The 16,217-nt window shown below is 61.0% G+C and carries 15 protein-coding genes; 11 read left to right on the top strand and 4 right to left on the bottom strand.

Features of this window, described 5'->3' with window-relative positions; genetic code table 11:
• Positions 1-76: 76 nt before the first annotated feature.
• Positions 77-967, bottom strand: coding sequence for a bestrophin family protein (locus FIV39_RS27370; RefSeq protein ID WP_090405912.1), 891 nt, complete (start codon positions 965-967; stop codon positions 77-79).
• Between the two features lie 249 nt (positions 968-1,216).
• On the opposite strand from FIV39_RS27370, the gene FIV39_RS27365 reads away from it, so the two are divergent.
• The 5 genes from FIV39_RS27365 to FIV39_RS27345 all read left to right on the top strand — a co-directional run bounded on the left by FIV39_RS27365 (position 1,217) and on the right by FIV39_RS27345 (position 4,727).
• The gene (locus FIV39_RS27365; RefSeq protein WP_244176360.1) at positions 1,217-2,107 is read left to right on the top strand and encodes a hypothetical protein; all 891 of its coding nucleotides are present in this window, start codon (positions 1,217-1,219) and stop codon (positions 2,105-2,107) included.
• Positions 2,092-3,120 (top strand): GGDEF domain-containing protein, encoded by a 1,029-nt coding sequence (locus FIV39_RS27360; RefSeq protein WP_090405905.1) that lies wholly within the window; start codon positions 2,092-2,094, stop codon positions 3,118-3,120. Before FIV39_RS27365 ends, FIV39_RS27360 begins: the two co-directional genes overlap by 16 nt.
• Positions 3,121-3,242: 122 nt before the next feature.
• A complete protein-coding gene (locus FIV39_RS27355) occupies positions 3,243-3,506 on the top strand; it encodes a hypothetical protein (RefSeq protein WP_090410054.1) in 264 nt (87 codons plus the stop codon).
• Positions 3,503-4,258 (top strand): Fic/DOC family protein, encoded by a 756-nt coding sequence (locus FIV39_RS27350; protein WP_090405902.1) that lies wholly within the window; start codon positions 3,503-3,505, stop codon positions 4,256-4,258. Before FIV39_RS27355 ends, FIV39_RS27350 begins: the two co-directional genes overlap by 4 nt.
• 7 nt (positions 4,259-4,265) lie before the next feature.
• The gene (locus FIV39_RS27345; protein ID WP_090405899.1) at positions 4,266-4,727 is read left to right on the top strand and encodes a metallophosphoesterase family protein; all 462 of its coding nucleotides are present in this window, start codon (positions 4,266-4,268) and stop codon (positions 4,725-4,727) included.
• 8 nt (positions 4,728-4,735) lie between these two features.
• Here FIV39_RS27345 and FIV39_RS27340 read toward each other — a convergent pair whose 3' ends face one another.
• On the bottom strand, positions 4,736-5,047 hold the full coding sequence (locus FIV39_RS27340; protein WP_090405896.1) for an ArsR/SmtB family transcription factor: 312 nt from the start codon (positions 5,045-5,047) through the stop codon (positions 4,736-4,738).
• A gap of 78 nt (positions 5,048-5,125) precedes the next feature.
• Here FIV39_RS27340 and FIV39_RS27335 point away from each other — a divergent pair, with 78 nt between their 5' ends.
• Positions 5,126-6,217, top strand: a complete 1,092-nt coding sequence (locus FIV39_RS27335; RefSeq protein ID WP_090405894.1) for an NADH:flavin oxidoreductase/NADH oxidase — start codon at positions 5,126-5,128, stop codon at positions 6,215-6,217.
• A gap of 236 nt (positions 6,218-6,453) precedes the next feature.
• On the top strand, positions 6,454-8,580 hold the full coding sequence (locus FIV39_RS27330; RefSeq protein ID WP_090405892.1) for a TonB-dependent siderophore receptor: 2,127 nt from the start codon (positions 6,454-6,456) through the stop codon (positions 8,578-8,580).
• 124 nt (positions 8,581-8,704) lie between these two features.
• Here FIV39_RS27330 and FIV39_RS27325 read toward each other — a convergent pair whose 3' ends face one another.
• Positions 8,705-9,427 (bottom strand): FadR/GntR family transcriptional regulator, encoded by a 723-nt coding sequence (locus FIV39_RS27325; protein ID WP_065926379.1) that lies wholly within the window; start codon positions 9,425-9,427, stop codon positions 8,705-8,707.
• 48 nt (positions 9,428-9,475) lie between these two features.
• Positions 9,476-11,212 (bottom strand): IlvD/Edd family dehydratase, encoded by a 1,737-nt coding sequence (locus FIV39_RS27320; RefSeq protein WP_027603618.1) that lies wholly within the window; start codon positions 11,210-11,212, stop codon positions 9,476-9,478.
• A gap of 193 nt (positions 11,213-11,405) precedes the next feature.
• On the opposite strand from FIV39_RS27320, the gene FIV39_RS27315 reads away from it, so the two are divergent.
• From FIV39_RS27315 to FIV39_RS27300, 4 genes are read left to right on the top strand one after another with little or no spacing between them, the layout of a single operon-like run.
• Positions 11,406-12,728, top strand: coding sequence for an MFS transporter (locus tag FIV39_RS27315; protein ID WP_090405889.1), 1,323 nt, complete (start codon positions 11,406-11,408; stop codon positions 12,726-12,728).
• A gap of 15 nt (positions 12,729-12,743) precedes the next feature.
• Entirely contained in the window at positions 12,744-13,736 is a 993-nt protein-coding gene (gene araD1, locus FIV39_RS27310; protein WP_090405886.1) for an AraD1 family protein, read from the top strand.
• Between the two features lie 10 nt (positions 13,737-13,746).
• On the top strand, positions 13,747-15,327 hold the full coding sequence (locus FIV39_RS27305; RefSeq protein ID WP_090405884.1) for an aldehyde dehydrogenase (NADP(+)): 1,581 nt from the start codon (positions 13,747-13,749) through the stop codon (positions 15,325-15,327).
• A gap of 19 nt (positions 15,328-15,346) precedes the next feature.
• Complete coding sequence (locus FIV39_RS27300; RefSeq protein WP_146371656.1) at positions 15,347-16,210, top strand: SMP-30/gluconolactonase/LRE family protein; 864 nt, start codon at positions 15,347-15,349, stop codon at positions 16,208-16,210.
• Positions 16,211-16,217: the final 7 nt, after the last annotated feature.

The following is a 16,217-nucleotide window of genomic DNA, read 5'->3' as shown; positions in this document are numbered from 1 at the left end:
TTATGAAGGGATAGGGCCCATGCGTACCCTCGGTTTATCGACCGAAAGGGCACGCACTTTAGGGCGCGGGGCATGATCAGCCGATGTGGTGGTCGGCCAGGGCGTCGCGGCGCATCGATTGCAGGTTCTTTTCGATGGTTTCGCAGATGGCTTCCATCTGGATCTGGTGTTCGCTGGAGCGGAACGGGCTTTGCAGGTCGGTGCCGATGCGTTCGATGGCCAGCAGCATAAAGCCCACCACGGTGGACGCCAGCGGGGTGAACCAGCCCAGGGATTCCACCAGGCCCACGGGCACGATCAGGCAGAACAGAGAGATAAACAGGCGGGGGAAATACACGTAAGGGTAGGGCAGTGGCGTGTTGGCGATACGTTCCATGCCGCCCTGGGCATTGGACAGGTCCACCAGGGTCGACTCCAACCGTGCCAGGCGAATGCTGTCCAGGTGCCCGGCCTTGTATTCACGGGCCAGCAACGCCGCAGAGCCGGTGAGGATGTCATTGGCAAAGTTGTTGGTGGCGCCGTTGCGGGCGAATTCCTCGGTGGGGATAAAGGCGCGTACTTCATCAGGGCACGGTTCGCCCCTGAGGTGGGCGGCCAGGCAATTCACGTAGGCCACGTGGCGGCGCAGCAGGGTGGACTTGACCGGGTTCACGTCGCCGTCGGGATCGTCCAGCAAGGTCAATACCTGCCGGGCAAAACTGCGCGAGTTGTTGACCATCGCGCCCCACAGCGTACGCGCCTCCCACCAGCGGTTATAGGCGCTGCTGTTGCGAAAGCTGATGAGCACGATCAGTGCCGAGCCCAACAGGGTGAGGGGCATCAGCGGCAAGTTGATCTTGGCGGTGAGAAACAACATGAAGTCCACGGTGACGGCAACGTCCCACAGCAACAGCCAGAATAGCGACCAGCCCACGTAGCCCATGGTCTTGATGATCAGGCGGTACTTTTTGATGATGGCGGCTTTCAAACGACAACCTCGCGGCGAGCGGTAGGCAACAGTGCCTTAGCTCGGACGTCGGCTGGCGGGGAAGGTTCGCCGCGGCGACTGAAACGGTTAAGCCGCCTGGGTTTTTTGGAACAATTTTGGTAACGACGATGTCCCCTGAGCTAATCACGCTAGATTGCGCCCAAGGCAAAACGCCATTACCGGTGCTGCAATTGAGATCAGTGAATCCAAGTTGTTTGATCAGGGCTCTTTCTCATGTGCAGTGGTTCGTTGAAGCTGGCGATTGAACAGTCGGCGCGGGCGTTTGAGCGCCATGTGGATTTTGAAGGGTGTATTCGTATCCATTATTCGGTTCTGCTGGAGTGCTATTCAAAAAGACCGTTTTTCTACAAGACTGCACTGAAGTTCAGTCGCTTGATGGTGTCCTTTACGTTATTGAGCACGTATTTCGCCAAGCCAGTTCCCCTGCTGTCCGAGGTGAAAGAGTTTTGTGTGGCGCGCGGGTTCTGTTCGCGAAACAGCCTGGAGTCGATCTTCCTGCTGTTCAGGGCGCTGGGGTTCATGACGGTGTCGAGGCATCCGGACGACAGCCGCCTGCGGCTGTTCAGCCCATCGTCCCAAGCCTGCGCGGAGATCAGGCCGATGCTCACGTCCATGGTCGAGCCGCTGGGCGTGATGTGCCCCGAACCCGCGGTTTGCGGTTCAATGGTCGGGTTGGATGATCGCGCCTATCTGGCCCGGTATTTCAAAGGGTTTTCGGTGCTTCTCTGCCGTAACCTGAGCATTGACCTGTTGATGCCCGATTGTTATTGGCTGGTAAAACGCGATGCCGGGCATATGTTGATGCTGGCGATCTATAACGATGCGTGTGCGCGGGATAACCAGGGCGCAAGTTTCAGGTCATCGTCCTACCTTTCCATCGCTGAGCAACTTTCGGTGTCCAAGACCCACGTCATTCGTCTGGTGCAAGAGGGGGCCGAGCGGGGCTATTTCAAGATTCATTCCAAGACGCAGCTTGAGGTCCTGCCATCTTTTGTCGTGCTGGTAAGACGGTTCATGGCCTATTCGTTTGCGATCTGCCTGCACAGTCTTCAACTGAGTCATGCCGATGACACACCGGCCACGCATGCACAGGGAGTGACGGGATGCCGGCAAATGTGAAACTCAGGCCACGGATGCAGAGGCTGTTGTCGCCCGCCATCGCCCAGGCCGAACTGATCGGGATTTTCGCCTGGCTGGCGGTGTTGCTGGTGGATCGTGGGGGGATGCTCGGCTGGCCGGTGGTGCTGGTCACGCTGGGGCTGTGCGTGGTGTATGGGGTTCACCGGGTGGTGACGCATTATGTGCTGTGGCGGGCGCTGGGCGGGTTCTACATGGTGCTGCTGTCCGCAGGTTTTGCCTATGTGGTGCACACCCGCCCCGCGTTGCAGGTGTTCGCCTTGCCGCTGGCCGTGACTTTGGTGATGAGCAGCGCAATCCTGTTTATCGTGGTCCAGGATTTTCTGGTTTGCGCCGCCCTGGTCTGGTTACTGACGTGGCCCAACATTCAGCTGAGCCTTTATGACGGCGTCGACACCTATGTGTTTATCTTCTGTGCCGCGTCGGTATCGATCGGCTTTATCTTGAATGTCTACTACCTGAAAAACCTGCGCTCCGTGTTACTGGTCGAGAGTGAGTTTCGGGAATTGGCCGAGACGGATTACTTGACCTCCATCCTGAACCGGCGCGCCTTTATGGAGAGCTTCTCCAAACTGATTGCGGCCGGTGATACCGGCTACTTCATGATGTTGGATATCGACAGTTTCAAGTTGAAGAATGACCAGTTCGGCCATGATGTCGGCGACCGGATTCTCTGCGCCATGGCCGCATGCCTGAAATCCACCCCCGGCAGCCACAGTTTCGGCAGGATTGGCGGCGAGGAATTCGGCGTGCTGCTGGTGGGCGATGACCCTGATGTCGCCAGCGATTTTGCGCTGCGGCTGTTGCATGGGATTCGCTACAGTGTCGCACCGCCCCATCACTACACCTGCAGTGCTGGCATGACGCGTTTTACGGCCGGGGACGATATGTCGGCGGTCCTCAAGCGTGCCGACCGCAATCTCTACGCCGCCAAGGGCAACGGTAAAGACCGTGTGTATCTGGATGGCGCCCCGGTCTGCCATGGAGTGCCTTAGCTCGGACGCAGGCTTGTGAGGAAGGTTCGCCCTGAACCAGAAACGTTTAAGTGGCGTGCGCTTCGGTTGAGGTGGAAGGAGGGCACCATGCTATGCTCTGGAAGCTAATTGAGGGATTTCAGATGACTAAAACAGCCGATATCAGTATTGCCAGCCACGTGCGCCGCCTGGCCAGGGCTCATCATGTTACAGCTGAGTGTGATGGCATAAGCCGAATGGCTGCTGCGATTACTAGCCTGGCTGGCGATGTGGTCGAGTTGGATGGTGTGGAGCAGTTGTTGGTCAATCTCAAGAGGAAGGGTGTTCTGAGCAAATCGGAAACCCTGGCGCTTCAGGGCAGCTACCTCCAAGAGAAGCGGCGCTCCAAGAAGAAGTTAAGCGCATGAATTTTGATCCCTTCGGCGATTTTGAGACCGCTGGGTACCTTCAAAATGCTCTACAGCTTAAAGATCCCATCGAAGTAAAAGAGTCAGAGCATCTATCGTTCGAACTGAGCATGGAAGACGCGCTTCGATACTTGGCCCAAAAAAAAAGTATCGATTACTCGTCCGTACTCAAAGTGCACGAGCTCCTGTTCTCTGATTTTTATCACTGGGCGGGTAAGGATCGAACTGAGCTTGTTCCACATCTTGCCGTTTTCAAAGGTTCTCAAGACGATCCACACCATACCCCGTTTGAGCATCCGGCATCGATCAAACTCTCCGTCGACTATGCATTTGAGCTGGCGTCGAACAAGAAGCGCTTCAGGGAGCGCCCTGGTGACGTCATGGGCCAGTTGGCATTCGCGCATCCTTTTCTCGATGGCAATGGGCGCACGATTCTGCTGGTTTTCATGGAACTTTGTTATCGAGCCAAGTTCGCCATTGAATGGTCAAAAACCAACAAGGATGATTACCTCCGGGCACTCAGTGCGGAAATCAAAGAGCCGTTTAAAGGGCATCTGAATGATTACCTGCAACCCTTCGTGGTCGATATTGCACATCGTGACGAATGGCCAGGAATGATAGGTGGTCTAAAAGGTTTGGATGGGCTTGATAAGGAAAGGATTACCTACGAAAGCCTTGATAATCCTGAGGTTCAAAAGATTTACACAACCTACAGAGCGCAATCGCTCGCTGCGCCTTCATCCAAAAAATAGGACCACGATGTCCAGAGTTGGCGTGATTTCCGACACCCACGGCCTGCTGCGCCCTGAGGCTGTCGCAGCCTTGCAGGGATGCGAGCAGATCATCCATGCCGGTGATATCGGCAGCCCTGAAATTCTTCAGCAATTGGCACAGATCGCGCCCCTGCACGTGGTGCGTGGCAACAATGACCAGGACGCGCCGTGGGCAGAGCAGGTGCCCGATCATCTGATGCTGGAGGTGGACGGATGGCGGACGTTGGTGGTGCATGATATCGCCGACGTACCCGCCTTACTCGACACGTCTACTCGGCTGGTGATCACCGGCCATTCGCACAAGCCCTTGATCGAATGGCGGGGCGCAACACTGTACGTAAACCCCGGCAGTGCAGGGCGGCGGCGCTTCAAGTTGCCGGTGACGTTGGCGGTGCTGGAAGTGCGGGAAATGACGATCGAGTCGCGGCTGATTGCGCTGCTGGACTGATCCGGCTTTTATCGTTGCGCCAGGATGCTCTGCAACAACCCCGGAAAGCGTTCCTCAAGCACCTCGCCGCGCAATGAATTCATATGGGTAGTGCCCACGCTGCGGGTGTGTACCAGGCCGGCATCGCGCAGTACCCGGAAGTGGTGGGACATGCTGGACTTGGGGCGCCCGCCGTCCAGTTCGCCGCAGGTGGCTTCGGGCACACCGGCCAGGCAACGCACGATTTCCAGGCGCACCGGGTCACTCAGGGCGTACAACAGACGCTCGAGGGTCAGGTCTTCAGGGGGAGGGTGTTTAAAGGCTCGCATAAAACGAATCATAACAGGGGGCTATCATCGAATACCATAGTTCGATTACCATCGAACTATCGAATCATCCACTCGCTCCCGGAGTTCTCAATGTCCGCTTTGTTCGAACCGTTCACACTCAAAGACGTCACCCTGCGCAATCGCATCGCCATCCCGCCAATGTGCCAATACATGGCCGATGACGGCATCGTCAACGACTGGCACCTCGTGCACCTGGCCAGCATGGCGCGTGGCGGCGCCGGTTTGCTGGTGGTCGAGGCCACCGCCGTGGCGCCTGAGGGGCGTATCACCCCAGGTTGCGCCGGTATCTGGAGCGACGCCCACGCCGCAGCGTTCGTGCCCATGGTCAAGGCCATCAAGGCTGCCGGCTCGGTGCCAGGCATCCAGATCGGCCACGCCGGTCGCAAAGCCAGCGCCAACCGCCCGTGGGAAGGGGACGACCATATGCCTTCCTCCGATGCGCGCAGCTGGGAAACCATCGCGCCGTCGGCCATCGCCTTCGGTGCCAATCTGCCGCAAGTGCCACGTGCCATGACCCTGGACGACATCGCGCGGGTCAAGCAGGACTTCGTCGACGCCGCCCGCCGTGCCCGTGACGCCGGTTTCGAGTGGATCGAACTGCACTTCGCCCATGGCTACCTGGGCCAGAGCTTCTTCTCCGAGCATTCCAACCAGCGTACCGACGCCTACGGTGGCAGCTTCGACAACCGCAGCCGTTTCCTCCTGGAAACCCTGGCCGCCGTGCGCGACGTCTGGCCGGAGAACCTGCCGCTGACCGCGCGTTTTGGCGTGATCGAATACGACGGCCGTGACGAGCAGACTCTCACCGAATCCATCGAACTGGCCCGCAACTTCAAGGCTGGCGGCCTGGACCTGCTGAGCGTCAGCGTCGGTTTTACCATCCCCGACACCAATATCCCGTGGGGCCCGGCCTTCATGGGCCCGATCGCCGAGCGCGTGCGCCGCGAAGCGGGCATTCCGGTGACCTCGGCCTGGGGCTTTGGCACGCCGCAACTGGCAGAAGGCGCGTTGCAGTCTGGGCACCTGGACCTGGTCTCGGTCGGTCGTGCGCACCTGGCGGACCCGCATTGGGCGTACTTTGCGGCCAAGGAACTGGGCGTGGAGAAATCCTCCTGGACCTTGCCGGCGCCTTACGCCCATTGGCTGGAGCGCTATCGCTGATCGGATCCATTTCTAAAGTTATATAAAAATCCAAATGTGGGAGGGGCGGTGCGACGATTCGACTTGCCCCCTCCCACATTTGCCTCGCGTCCAATTTCCTACATATCGATACAAAGCGGTTACCTGAAAAATAGTGAATGAGAACAGATGTCAAACGCGAATGACTTGGTATACCATTCCCGCGTTTTTTGGCAGGTTTGCCGCCCCATCTGGCTCATTCACTAGGTTCAACATCCATGCGTCGTACCCTGATTTCCCTCTGTGTGCTTCAGGCGTTTTCGCCTTTTACCTGGGCAGAGGTTGTCCCTGCCGACAAGGCCAGTCTTGAGCTGCAAGCCACCAATGTCACGGGCGAGGCGGACTACGAGACGGCGCAAGGGCCGGTCAAGGGCTACCACGCCACACGTTCGGCGAGTGCGACGCGCACCGACACCTCGATTCATGAAACCCCGCAGTCCATCAGCGTCGTGTCCAAGGATGTGGTCGAGGACATTGGCGCCACCCGCTTGCAGGACGCACTGGACTACGCTGGCGGCGTGGGCCGCGCCAATAACTTCGGCGGCCAGGGGCTCACCACCTTCACCGTACGTGGCTTCACCACCGGCGAGTTCTACCGCAACGGTTTCCCGATCAACCGCGGCTATCCGAACATGCCGGACGCCAACACCATCGAACGCCTCGAAGTGCTGCGCGGCCCGGCGACCATGCTGTATGGCCGTGGCGATCCTGGCGGCACCTTCAATGTGGTCTCCAAGCAACCGTTGGCCGAGCCGACCGTGACCCTCGGCAGCCAACTGGATGACCAGGGCATGCAGCGCGCCACCCTCGACGCCTCCGGCCCGCTGGACGAACAAGGTCGCCTGGCCTATCGGCTGAACGTGGTGGGCGAGGGCGGTGACACGTTCCGTGATCACGTCGAAACCGAACGCTATGGCGTGACCCCGGTGATCACCTGGCAGGCCAGCGATGACACCAAGGTGATCTTCGAAGGCGACTTCATGCGCAACAACCATCCGCTGGACCGTGGCCTGACGCGCTACCCCAATCAAAAAGGCACCGCCTCGCGCGACACCTTCTGGGGTGAAAAAGACGCCGGCAAACTGCACAACGACAACAGCATGGCCCAGCTGCGTTTCGAGCACCTGCTCAATGACAGCTGGACCCTGGGCGGTGGTTTCCAGTGGCTGGACGGCACCTTGCAAGGCAATGCCATTGAAGCCAACAGCCTGGGCGCCGACGGTCGCACCCTGAGCCGCAACTTCAACTACCGCAAACTGGAGTGGACCGATAAAGACACCCAGCTCAACCTCACCGGGCATTTCTCCACCGGCGGTTTCGACCACACCTTGCTTACCGGCGTCGAGTTCGAAGACTACGACTATAAGTCGATTATCCAGCGCTCCAGCGGCGCGGCGGGTAGCTATCCCATCGACATCTTCAACCCGGTCTACGGCCAGGCACGCCCGAACCTCACGCGCACGCCGACCCACGACAAGGAAAACCTCAAGACTTACGCTGCTTTTGTCCAGGACCAGGTGGCCCTGACCGAGCGTTTGAAAGTCCTTGCCGGCGCACGCTTCGAGCGCTTTGAACACGACTACCACACCTACGTGCCGGGCGGTAAAAGCTGGGAAGCCAGCGACAACGCCGTCACCCCACGCGTCGGCGTGATCTACGACCTCACCGACACTGTCGCGGTCTACGCCGACGCCGCGCGTTCGTTCAAGCCCAACACCGGCGCCAGTCGCCAGGGCGGTGGTTTTGAACCGGAGAAGGGCAAGTCCTACGAGATGGGCATCAAGTGGGAAGCCCTGGATCGTCAACTCAGCGTCGACGCCGCGATCTACCAGATCGAGAAGAAAAACGTGCTCACCACCGACCCTCTCGACTCAACCTTCAGTGTCGCCGCCGGCCAGGTCCGCAGCCGTGGTTTCGACTTGAACGTGGCGGGCAATATCACCCCCGAGTGGCGTGTGATCGGCGGCTATGCCTACGTGGACGCCGAAGTGACCAAGGACAACACCCTGCGCACCGGCACGCGTTTGCTGAACATCCCGCGAAATAGCTTCAGCCTGCTCAACGTCTACGAATTCCAGGACGGCGCCCTCAAGGGCCTGGGCCTGGGCGCGGGTGGCAAGTATGTGGATGAGCGGGCCGGGCAGACCTCCAACAATGCCTTCTCGATGGACGCCTACACCGTGGTCGACCTGCTCAGCTACTACAAGGTCAACGACAAAGTGCGGCTGAACCTGGACGTGAAGAACCTGTTCAATCGCGACTATGAAGAAGGTGCATTCGGTAACGTATACGCCTACCCAGGCGAACCGCGCACAGTGCAGGTCGGCATCGCCTACACCCTATAACGGCCTATACAAAACCAAATGTGGGAGGGGGCTTGCCCCCGATAGCGGTAGACCAGTCAATGTTGCTGTGACTGATTCACCGCTATCGGGGGCAAGCCCCCTCCCACATTTGATTGCGTTTACCTTACAACGGCGTGAGCACATTCATCACCGTATCCAACGCCACCCGCGTGTCATCCAATTGCACCAGCGAAGCATGCCGCGCGCCGAGGGCGTCGCGGTTCTGGATCGCGGTGAGGATCGCCTTGTGCCGGGGCAGGCTCAGGCCCTGGATGTCCGGGCGGCGGTTGGTGATGTTGATCGACTCGCGCAACGGCAACGACAGCATGTTGCACATATAAGCGAGCAAGTCGTTGCGGGTGGCGTCGGCAATGGCGCGGTGGAAGTCCAGGTCGGCCTGCAACAGCTGTTCGTGGGTCTGCGCGGTTTCCATGCCCTGGTAGGCTTTTTCGATGGTGGCGATGTCTTCATCGGTGGCGGTGGTCGCGGCCATGGCGGCGATCTCTGGCTCGAGGATGCGCCGCACACCGGCCAGGGTATTGAAGAATTCACTGTGGGGCGTGGACTGCATCAACCAGGACAACACGTCCGGGTCGAGCAGGTGCCATTTCAGGCGCGGCCGCACCACCGCGCCCACCCGTGGCTTGGAATACACCAGGCCCTTGGCGCTGAGCACCCGGGTCGCCTCGCGCAACACCGAACGACTGACCTTGTACTCCTCGCAGAGCGTGGCCTCCATGGGTAACCGCTCTTCGGGCTTGAAGCGACCTGAAACGATGTGCATGCCCAAGTCCTGAACGATCTGGGCATGCATGCTCTTGCGCGGCTTGGGCGGCTGGTGATCCATAACGACAGGGATGCTCTGACTTAAATTCGCGGCATCATAGCATCCCAATTAGTGGGAATGCCGGGGGACTTCAGCCCCACGGCAACCCACCAGGAAGTCAAAGTCGCAACCCTGGTCGGCCTGCAGCACATGGTCGATGTACAACTGGCGGTAGCCGCCGACGATCAGGTTCTGCGGCGGCTTCAGGTCGGCCATGCGCGCCGCCAGCTCTGCGTCGGGGATGTCCAGGTGCAGGCGGCCATTGGCGCAGTCGAGTTCGATCCAGTCACCTTCCTTCACCGTGGCCAACGGTCCGCCGGCCGCGGCTTCCGGCGCCACATGCAACACAACCGTGCCGTAGGCGGTGCCGCTCATGCGCGCATCGGAGATCCGCACCATATCGGTCACGCCCTGGGCCAGCAGTTTGGCCGGCAAGCCCATGTTGCCGACTTCGGCCATGCCTGGGTAACCCTTGGGGCCGCAGTTTTTCATGACCAGGATCGAGTTGGCGTCCACGTCCAGTTCCGGGTCGTTGATGCGCGCCTTGTACATGTCGAAGTTCTCGAACACCACCGCACGGCCGCGATGCTGCATCAGCTCGGCGCTGGCCGCCGAAGGCTTGAGCACCGCACCGAGTGGCGCCAGGTTGCCGCGCAGCACGCAGATGCCACCGTCGGCGCGGATCGGGTTGTCGAGGGTGCGGATTACTTCGTCCTGGCCGTAGATCGGCGAGTCCTTGGTGTTTTCGCCCAGGGTCTTGCCGTTGACGGTCAGGGCGTTCGGGTGCGGGATCAGGTTGGCTTCACCGAGGCGACGCAGCACGGCGGGCAGGCCGCCGGCGTAGTAGAACTCTTCCATCAGGAAGCGCCCCGACGGTTGCAGGTCGACGATGGTCGGCATGCCGCGACCGATGCGGGTCCAGTCGTCCAGGTCGAGCTCGACGCCGATGCGCCCGGCGATGGCTTTCAAGTGGATCACGGCGTTGGTCGAACCACCGATGGCGGCGTTCACGCGGATGGCGTTTTCAAACGCCTCCTTGGTGAGGATCTTCGACAGCTTCAAGTCTTCGCGCACCATCTCTACCGCACGCATGCCGGACATATGGGCCAGCACATAACGCCGCGCATCCACCGCCGGGATCGCCGCGTTGTGGGGCAGGGAAGTGCCCAGTGCTTCGGCCATGCACGCCATGGTCGATGCGGTGCCCATGGTGTTGCAGGTGCCCGCCGAACGCGACATGCCGCCCTCGGCCGCGAGGAAATCATCCAGGGTAATGGTGCCGGCCTTGACCTGTTCACTGAGCTGCCACACCACGGTGCCCGAGCCGATGTCCTGGCCCTTGTGCTTGCCGTTGAGCATCGGCCCGCCCGTGACCACGATGGCCGGCACGTCGCAACTGGCGGCGCCCATCAGCAGGGCCGGGGTGGTCTTGTCGCAGCCGGTCAGCAGCACCACACCGTCAATCGGGTTGCCGCGAATGGCTTCCTCCACGTCCATGCTCGCCAGGTTGCGGGTGAGCATGGCGGTGGGGCGCAGGTTGGATTCGCCGTTGGAGAACACCGGGAACTCCACCGGGAAGCCGCCGGCCTCGATCACGCCACGTTTGACGTGCTCGGCGATCTGGCGGAAATGCGCGTTGCACGGTGTCAGTTCCGACCAGGTATTGCAGATACCGATGATCGGCTTGCCATGGAACTGATGGTCGGCAATGCCCTGGTTCTTCATCCAGCTGCGGTACATAAAGCCGTTTTTGTCGGCGGTACCAAACCACTGGGCGGAGCGTAGGCCGGGCTTTTTATCAGACATGATCGATTCTCTTATTGTATGACTATATGTTCTATGCGTGCTTAAACATAAGCGCAAAATCGATGCTTTGGAAGAGTTGTTTTGTAAATAGTCCTACTATATAGTCTGGCTTAACTGAGGTATGACCCTGGCGGATTTTCGCGAGAGGCGTCCCCCGAGCTTCTATAAAAACAACAATCGGAGATCGACCCCCATGAGCCAGGAACTGCGGCTTATTCGGCGCATTACGCTGAAACTGATTCCCTTCCTGATCCTGCTGTACCTGATCGCCTACGTGGACCGCTCCGCCGTGGGCTTTGCCAAGCTGCACATGGGCGCCGACGTCGGTATCGGCGATGCGGCCTATGGCCTGGGCGCGGGGTTGTTCTTTATTGGCTACTTCCTCTTCGAGATCCCCAGCAACCTGATGCTCGACCGCTTCGGCGCACGGCGCTGGTTCGCGCGCATCATGATCACCTGGGGCGCAATCACCATCGGCATGGCCTTCGTGCAAGGGCCGCACAGCTTCTATGTGATGCGCTTCCTGCTCGGCGCGGCCGAAGCCGGATTCTTTCCCGGCGTCCTGTACTACATCACCCAATGGTTCCCGGTGCGCCATCGCGGCAAGATTCTTGGGCTGTTCATCCTCTCCCAACCGATTGCGATGATGATCACCGGCCCCGTGTCCGGCGGCCTGTTGGGCATGGATGGCATCCTCGGCCTGCATGGCTGGCAGTGGCTGTTCATCGTGATCGGCAGCCCGGCGATCCTGCTGACCTGGCCGGTGCTGCGCTACCTGCCGGATGGCCCCAAGCAGGTCAAATGGATGAGCGACGACGAAAAGGCCTGGCTCACCGGTGAGCTGGAAAAAGACCTGCAAGCCTACGGCCAGACCCGCCACGGCAACCCCCTGCATGCCCTCAAAGACACACGCGTGCTGCTGCTGGCGCTGTTCTACCTGCCGGTGACCCTGAGCATCTACGGCCTGGGCCTGTGGTTGCCGACCCTGATCAAGCAGTTCGGCGGCACCGACCTGGTCACCGGCTTTATCTCCGCCGTGCCGTACATCTTCGGCATCATCGGCCTGCTGATCATCCCGCGCAGTTCCGACCGCCTGAATGATCGCTACGGTCACTTGGCCGTGCTTTATGTACTGGGCGCCATCGGCCTGTTCTTCAGTGCCTGGCTGAGTGTGCCGGTGCTGCAAATGGCCGCGCTGTGCCTGGCGGCGTTTGCGCTGTTTTCCTGCACCGCCGTGTTCTGGACCTTGCCGGGGCGCTTCTTTGCCGGCGCCAGTGCGGCGGCGGGCATTGCCTTGATCAACTCGGTGGGCAACCTCGGCGGCTATATCGGTCCGTTCGTGATCGGTGCGCTCAAGGAATACACCGGCAACCTCGCCTCGGGCTTGTACTTCCTGTCCGGGGTCATGGTATTCGGGCTGGTCTTGACTGGCGTGGTCTACCGCGTGCTGGAGCGCAAGCACGTACTGCCCGCCGATCAATTCGCCGCCAGCGCCCGTGGCGCCACACGTACTTAATCTGGGAGAAGTTTCATGCGTTTAGTTCAGTTCGAGTCAAGCAACGGTGAGCGCCGGGTCGGCGTTGTAGAGGGCGATACAGTGCGCGAAGTGCGCAGCGCGCGCAGCGTGCGCGAACTGGCGCTGGCTGCCATCGAGGCGGGCGTCAAGTTGCAGCAGCAGGTCGAGAGCCTGGGCCTGGGCGACAGCCATGACTACGCTGCACTGCTGGCCGACCTGAAGATTTTGCCGCCGTTGGATCACCCGGACCCGGCCCATATGCTCATCAGCGGCACCGGCCTGACCCACTTGGGCAGCGCCTCGGCGCGGGACAAAATGCACCAGCAGGCCGGCGACGAGAGCGCCTTGACCGACACCATGCGCATCTTCAAATGGGGCGTGGAGGGCGGCAAGCCCGCGGCTGGCCAGGCCGGCGTGCAACCGGAATGGTTCTACAAGGGCGACGGCAGCATCGTCGTACGCCCGGGTGAAGCCTTCCCGGTGCCACCGTTTGCCGAAGACGCCGGTGAAGAGCCGGAAATCGGCGGCCTGTATGTGATCGGCCCGGACAGTAAGCCTTATCGCCTGGGTTTTGCGGTGGGCAACGAATTCTCCGACCACGTCATGGAGCGCAAGAACTACCTGTACCTGGCCCATTCCAAGCTGCGCAGTTGCAGCTACGGCCCCGAGCTGCGCGTGGGCGAATTACCCCAGCACCTGGCCGGCACCAGCCGTATCCTGCGTAACGGCGAGGAAATCTGGCGGAACGAATTCCTCAGTGGCGAGGCCAATATGTGCCACAGCCTGGAAAACCTCGAGTACCACCACTTCAAATACCGCCAGTTCCTCAAGCCGGGCGATGTGCACATTCACTTCTTCGGCACCGCCACGCTGTCATTCGCCGATGGTATACGTACCCAACCGGGCGATGTGTTCGAGATCAGCCAGGCCGAGTTCGGCGCGCCGTTGGTCAATGGCGTCGGCAACAGCGATGCGGCATTTGAACCCGGCCAAGTCACCCCCCTTTAAGGAGATCAACATGACCCAGTTCCTCGGCCACAACTATATCGGCGGCCAGCGCAGCGCCGCCGGCAGCGTCAAGCTGCACAGCGTCGATGCCAGCACCGGTGAAACCTTGCCGCAGGATTTCTACCAGGCCACGCCGGAAGAGGTGGATGCCGCCGCCAAGGCCGCCGCCGCTGCGTATCCGGCTTACCGTGCGTTGAGTGCCGCGCGCCGTGCGCAGTTCCTGGACGCGATAGCCGACGAGCTGGATGCCCTGAGCGATAACTTCATCGAGTTGGTCTGCCGCGAAACCGCGCTGCCCGCCGCGCGCATCAAGGGCGAGCGTGGTCGTACCAGCGGCCAGATGCGCCTGTTCGCCACGGTGCTGCGTCGCGGCGATTTCTATGGTGCGCGTATCGACAAGGCACTGCCGGATCGCCAGCCACTGCCACGCCCGGACCTGCGCCAATACCGCATCGGCCTGGGCCCGGTCGCCGTGTTTGGCGCGAGCAACTTCCCCCTGGCGTTTTCCACGGCCGGTGGTGATACCGCAGCGGCGCTGGCGGCCGGTTGCCCGGTGGTGTTCAAGGCCCACAGCGGGCATATGGCCACGGCTGAACAGGTGGCCAGTGCAATCATTCGCGCGGCTGAAGCGACCGAGATGCCGGCGGGTGTGTTCAATATGATCTTTGGTGGCGGCGTCGGCGAGGCGCTGGTCAAGCACCCGGCGATCCAGGCGGTCGGCTTTACCGGCTCGCTCAAGGGCGGTCGCGCCTTGTGCGATATGGCCGCGGCGCGCCCGCAGCCGATTCCGGTGTTTGCCGAGATGTCGAGCATCAACCCGGTGATCGTCCTACCCCAGGCCCTGCGGGCGCGGGCGGACGCTGTCGCGCGGGATCTGACCGCGTCGGTGGTGCAAGGCTGCGGCCAGTTCTGCACCAATCCTGGCCTGGTGATCGGTATCGCTTCGCCGCAGTTCACCGCGTTTACCCAACAGGTCGCCCAACTGATCGGTGAGCAACCGGCGCAAACCATGCTCAATGCCGGCACCCTGAGCAGCTACGGCAAAGGTCTGGAAAAACTCCTGGCGCACCCTGGCATTCCGCATTTGGCCGGTAGCACCCAGGCGGGCAATCAGGCGCAACCGCAGTTGTTCAAGGCCGATGTGCGCTTGTTGATCGATGGCGATGAAGTGCTGCAGGAAGAAGTCTTCGGCCCCACCACGGTGTTTGTCGAGGTCGCCGACCAGGCCCAACTCAGCGCCGCCTTGCACGGCCTGCACGGTCAACTGACGGCGACAATCATTGGCGAGCCGGCAGACTTTCAACAGTTCGCCGAACTCACGCCGCTGCTGGAACAGAAAGTCGGGCGCATCCTGCTCAACGGCTACCCGACCGGCGTCGAAGTCTGCGATTCGATGGTGCATGGCGGCCCATACCCGGCGACGTCGGATGCCCGTGGCACCTCGGTCGGCACTTTGGCCATCGACCGTTTCCTGCGTCCGGTGTGCTTCCAGAACTACCCGGATAGCCTGCTGCCCGACGCGTTGAAAAACGCCAACCCGCTGCGCATCCAGCGCCTGGTGGATGGCACGCCATCCCGCGACTCGCTGTAAACATTCATCAGGAGGCGTCATGTCGTGTACCGCTGTCACTGAGCACCGTGCGCAACTGGGGGGAGGCCCGTTCTGGGACGTGCCGGCCCAGGCGCTGTACTGGGTCAATATCGCCGGCAAACAGGCCCTGCGCCTGATGGGCGGGCAGTTGCAGATCTGGCAGTTGCCCGAGCACGTCTCGGCGTTTATCCCGTGTGAAAGTGGTGATGCGCTGGTGACCTTGAGCAGCGGTGTCTACCGCCTGGACCTGGCCACCGAAGCCCTGACCCTGCTCTGCGTGGCCGACCCGCAACCGGGCAACCGTGGCAATGAAGCGCGCTGCGATGCCCAGGGCCGCCTGTGGCTGGGCACCATGCAGAACAACATCGGCGAACACGGCGAAGACCTGCCGATCACGCGGCGCTCCGGCGGCCTGTTTCGTATCGATGCGGATGCACAGGTCACGCCGTTGCTCCACGGCCTGGGCATTCCCAACACCTTGCTGTGGAGCGAGGACGGCAGGCAGGTGCATTTCGGTGACAGCCTGGACGCTACGCTCTACCAGCATACGATCCAAGCCGACGGCCAACTTGAGCCGGCAACGCTGTGGTTCGGACCGCACGCACGCGGCGGGCCGGATGGCTCAGCCATGGACAGTCAAGGCTACATCTGGAACGCCCGTTGGGACGGCAGTTGCCTGCTGCGCCTGACGCCCGAGGGGGAGGTGGACCGCATTATCGAGTTGCCCGTGAGTCGCCCCACCAGTTGCGTATTCGGTGGCCCCAACCTCACCACCTTGTATATCACCAGCGCCGCCAGCCCATTGGATCACCCTCTGGACGGCGCGGTGCTGGCCATCGAAGTCGACGTACCCGGCATGCCTTGCCATCGCTTTGCCGGTTAATGCCTAA

The organism is Pseudomonas grimontii (genome assembly GCF_007858185.1).
Classification (GTDB): Bacteria; Pseudomonadota; Gammaproteobacteria; order Pseudomonadales; family Pseudomonadaceae; genus Aquipseudomonas; species Aquipseudomonas grimontii.
The sequence above is the reverse complement of the archived record's forward strand: the minus strand, read 5'-3'. Positions and strand labels throughout refer to the sequence as shown.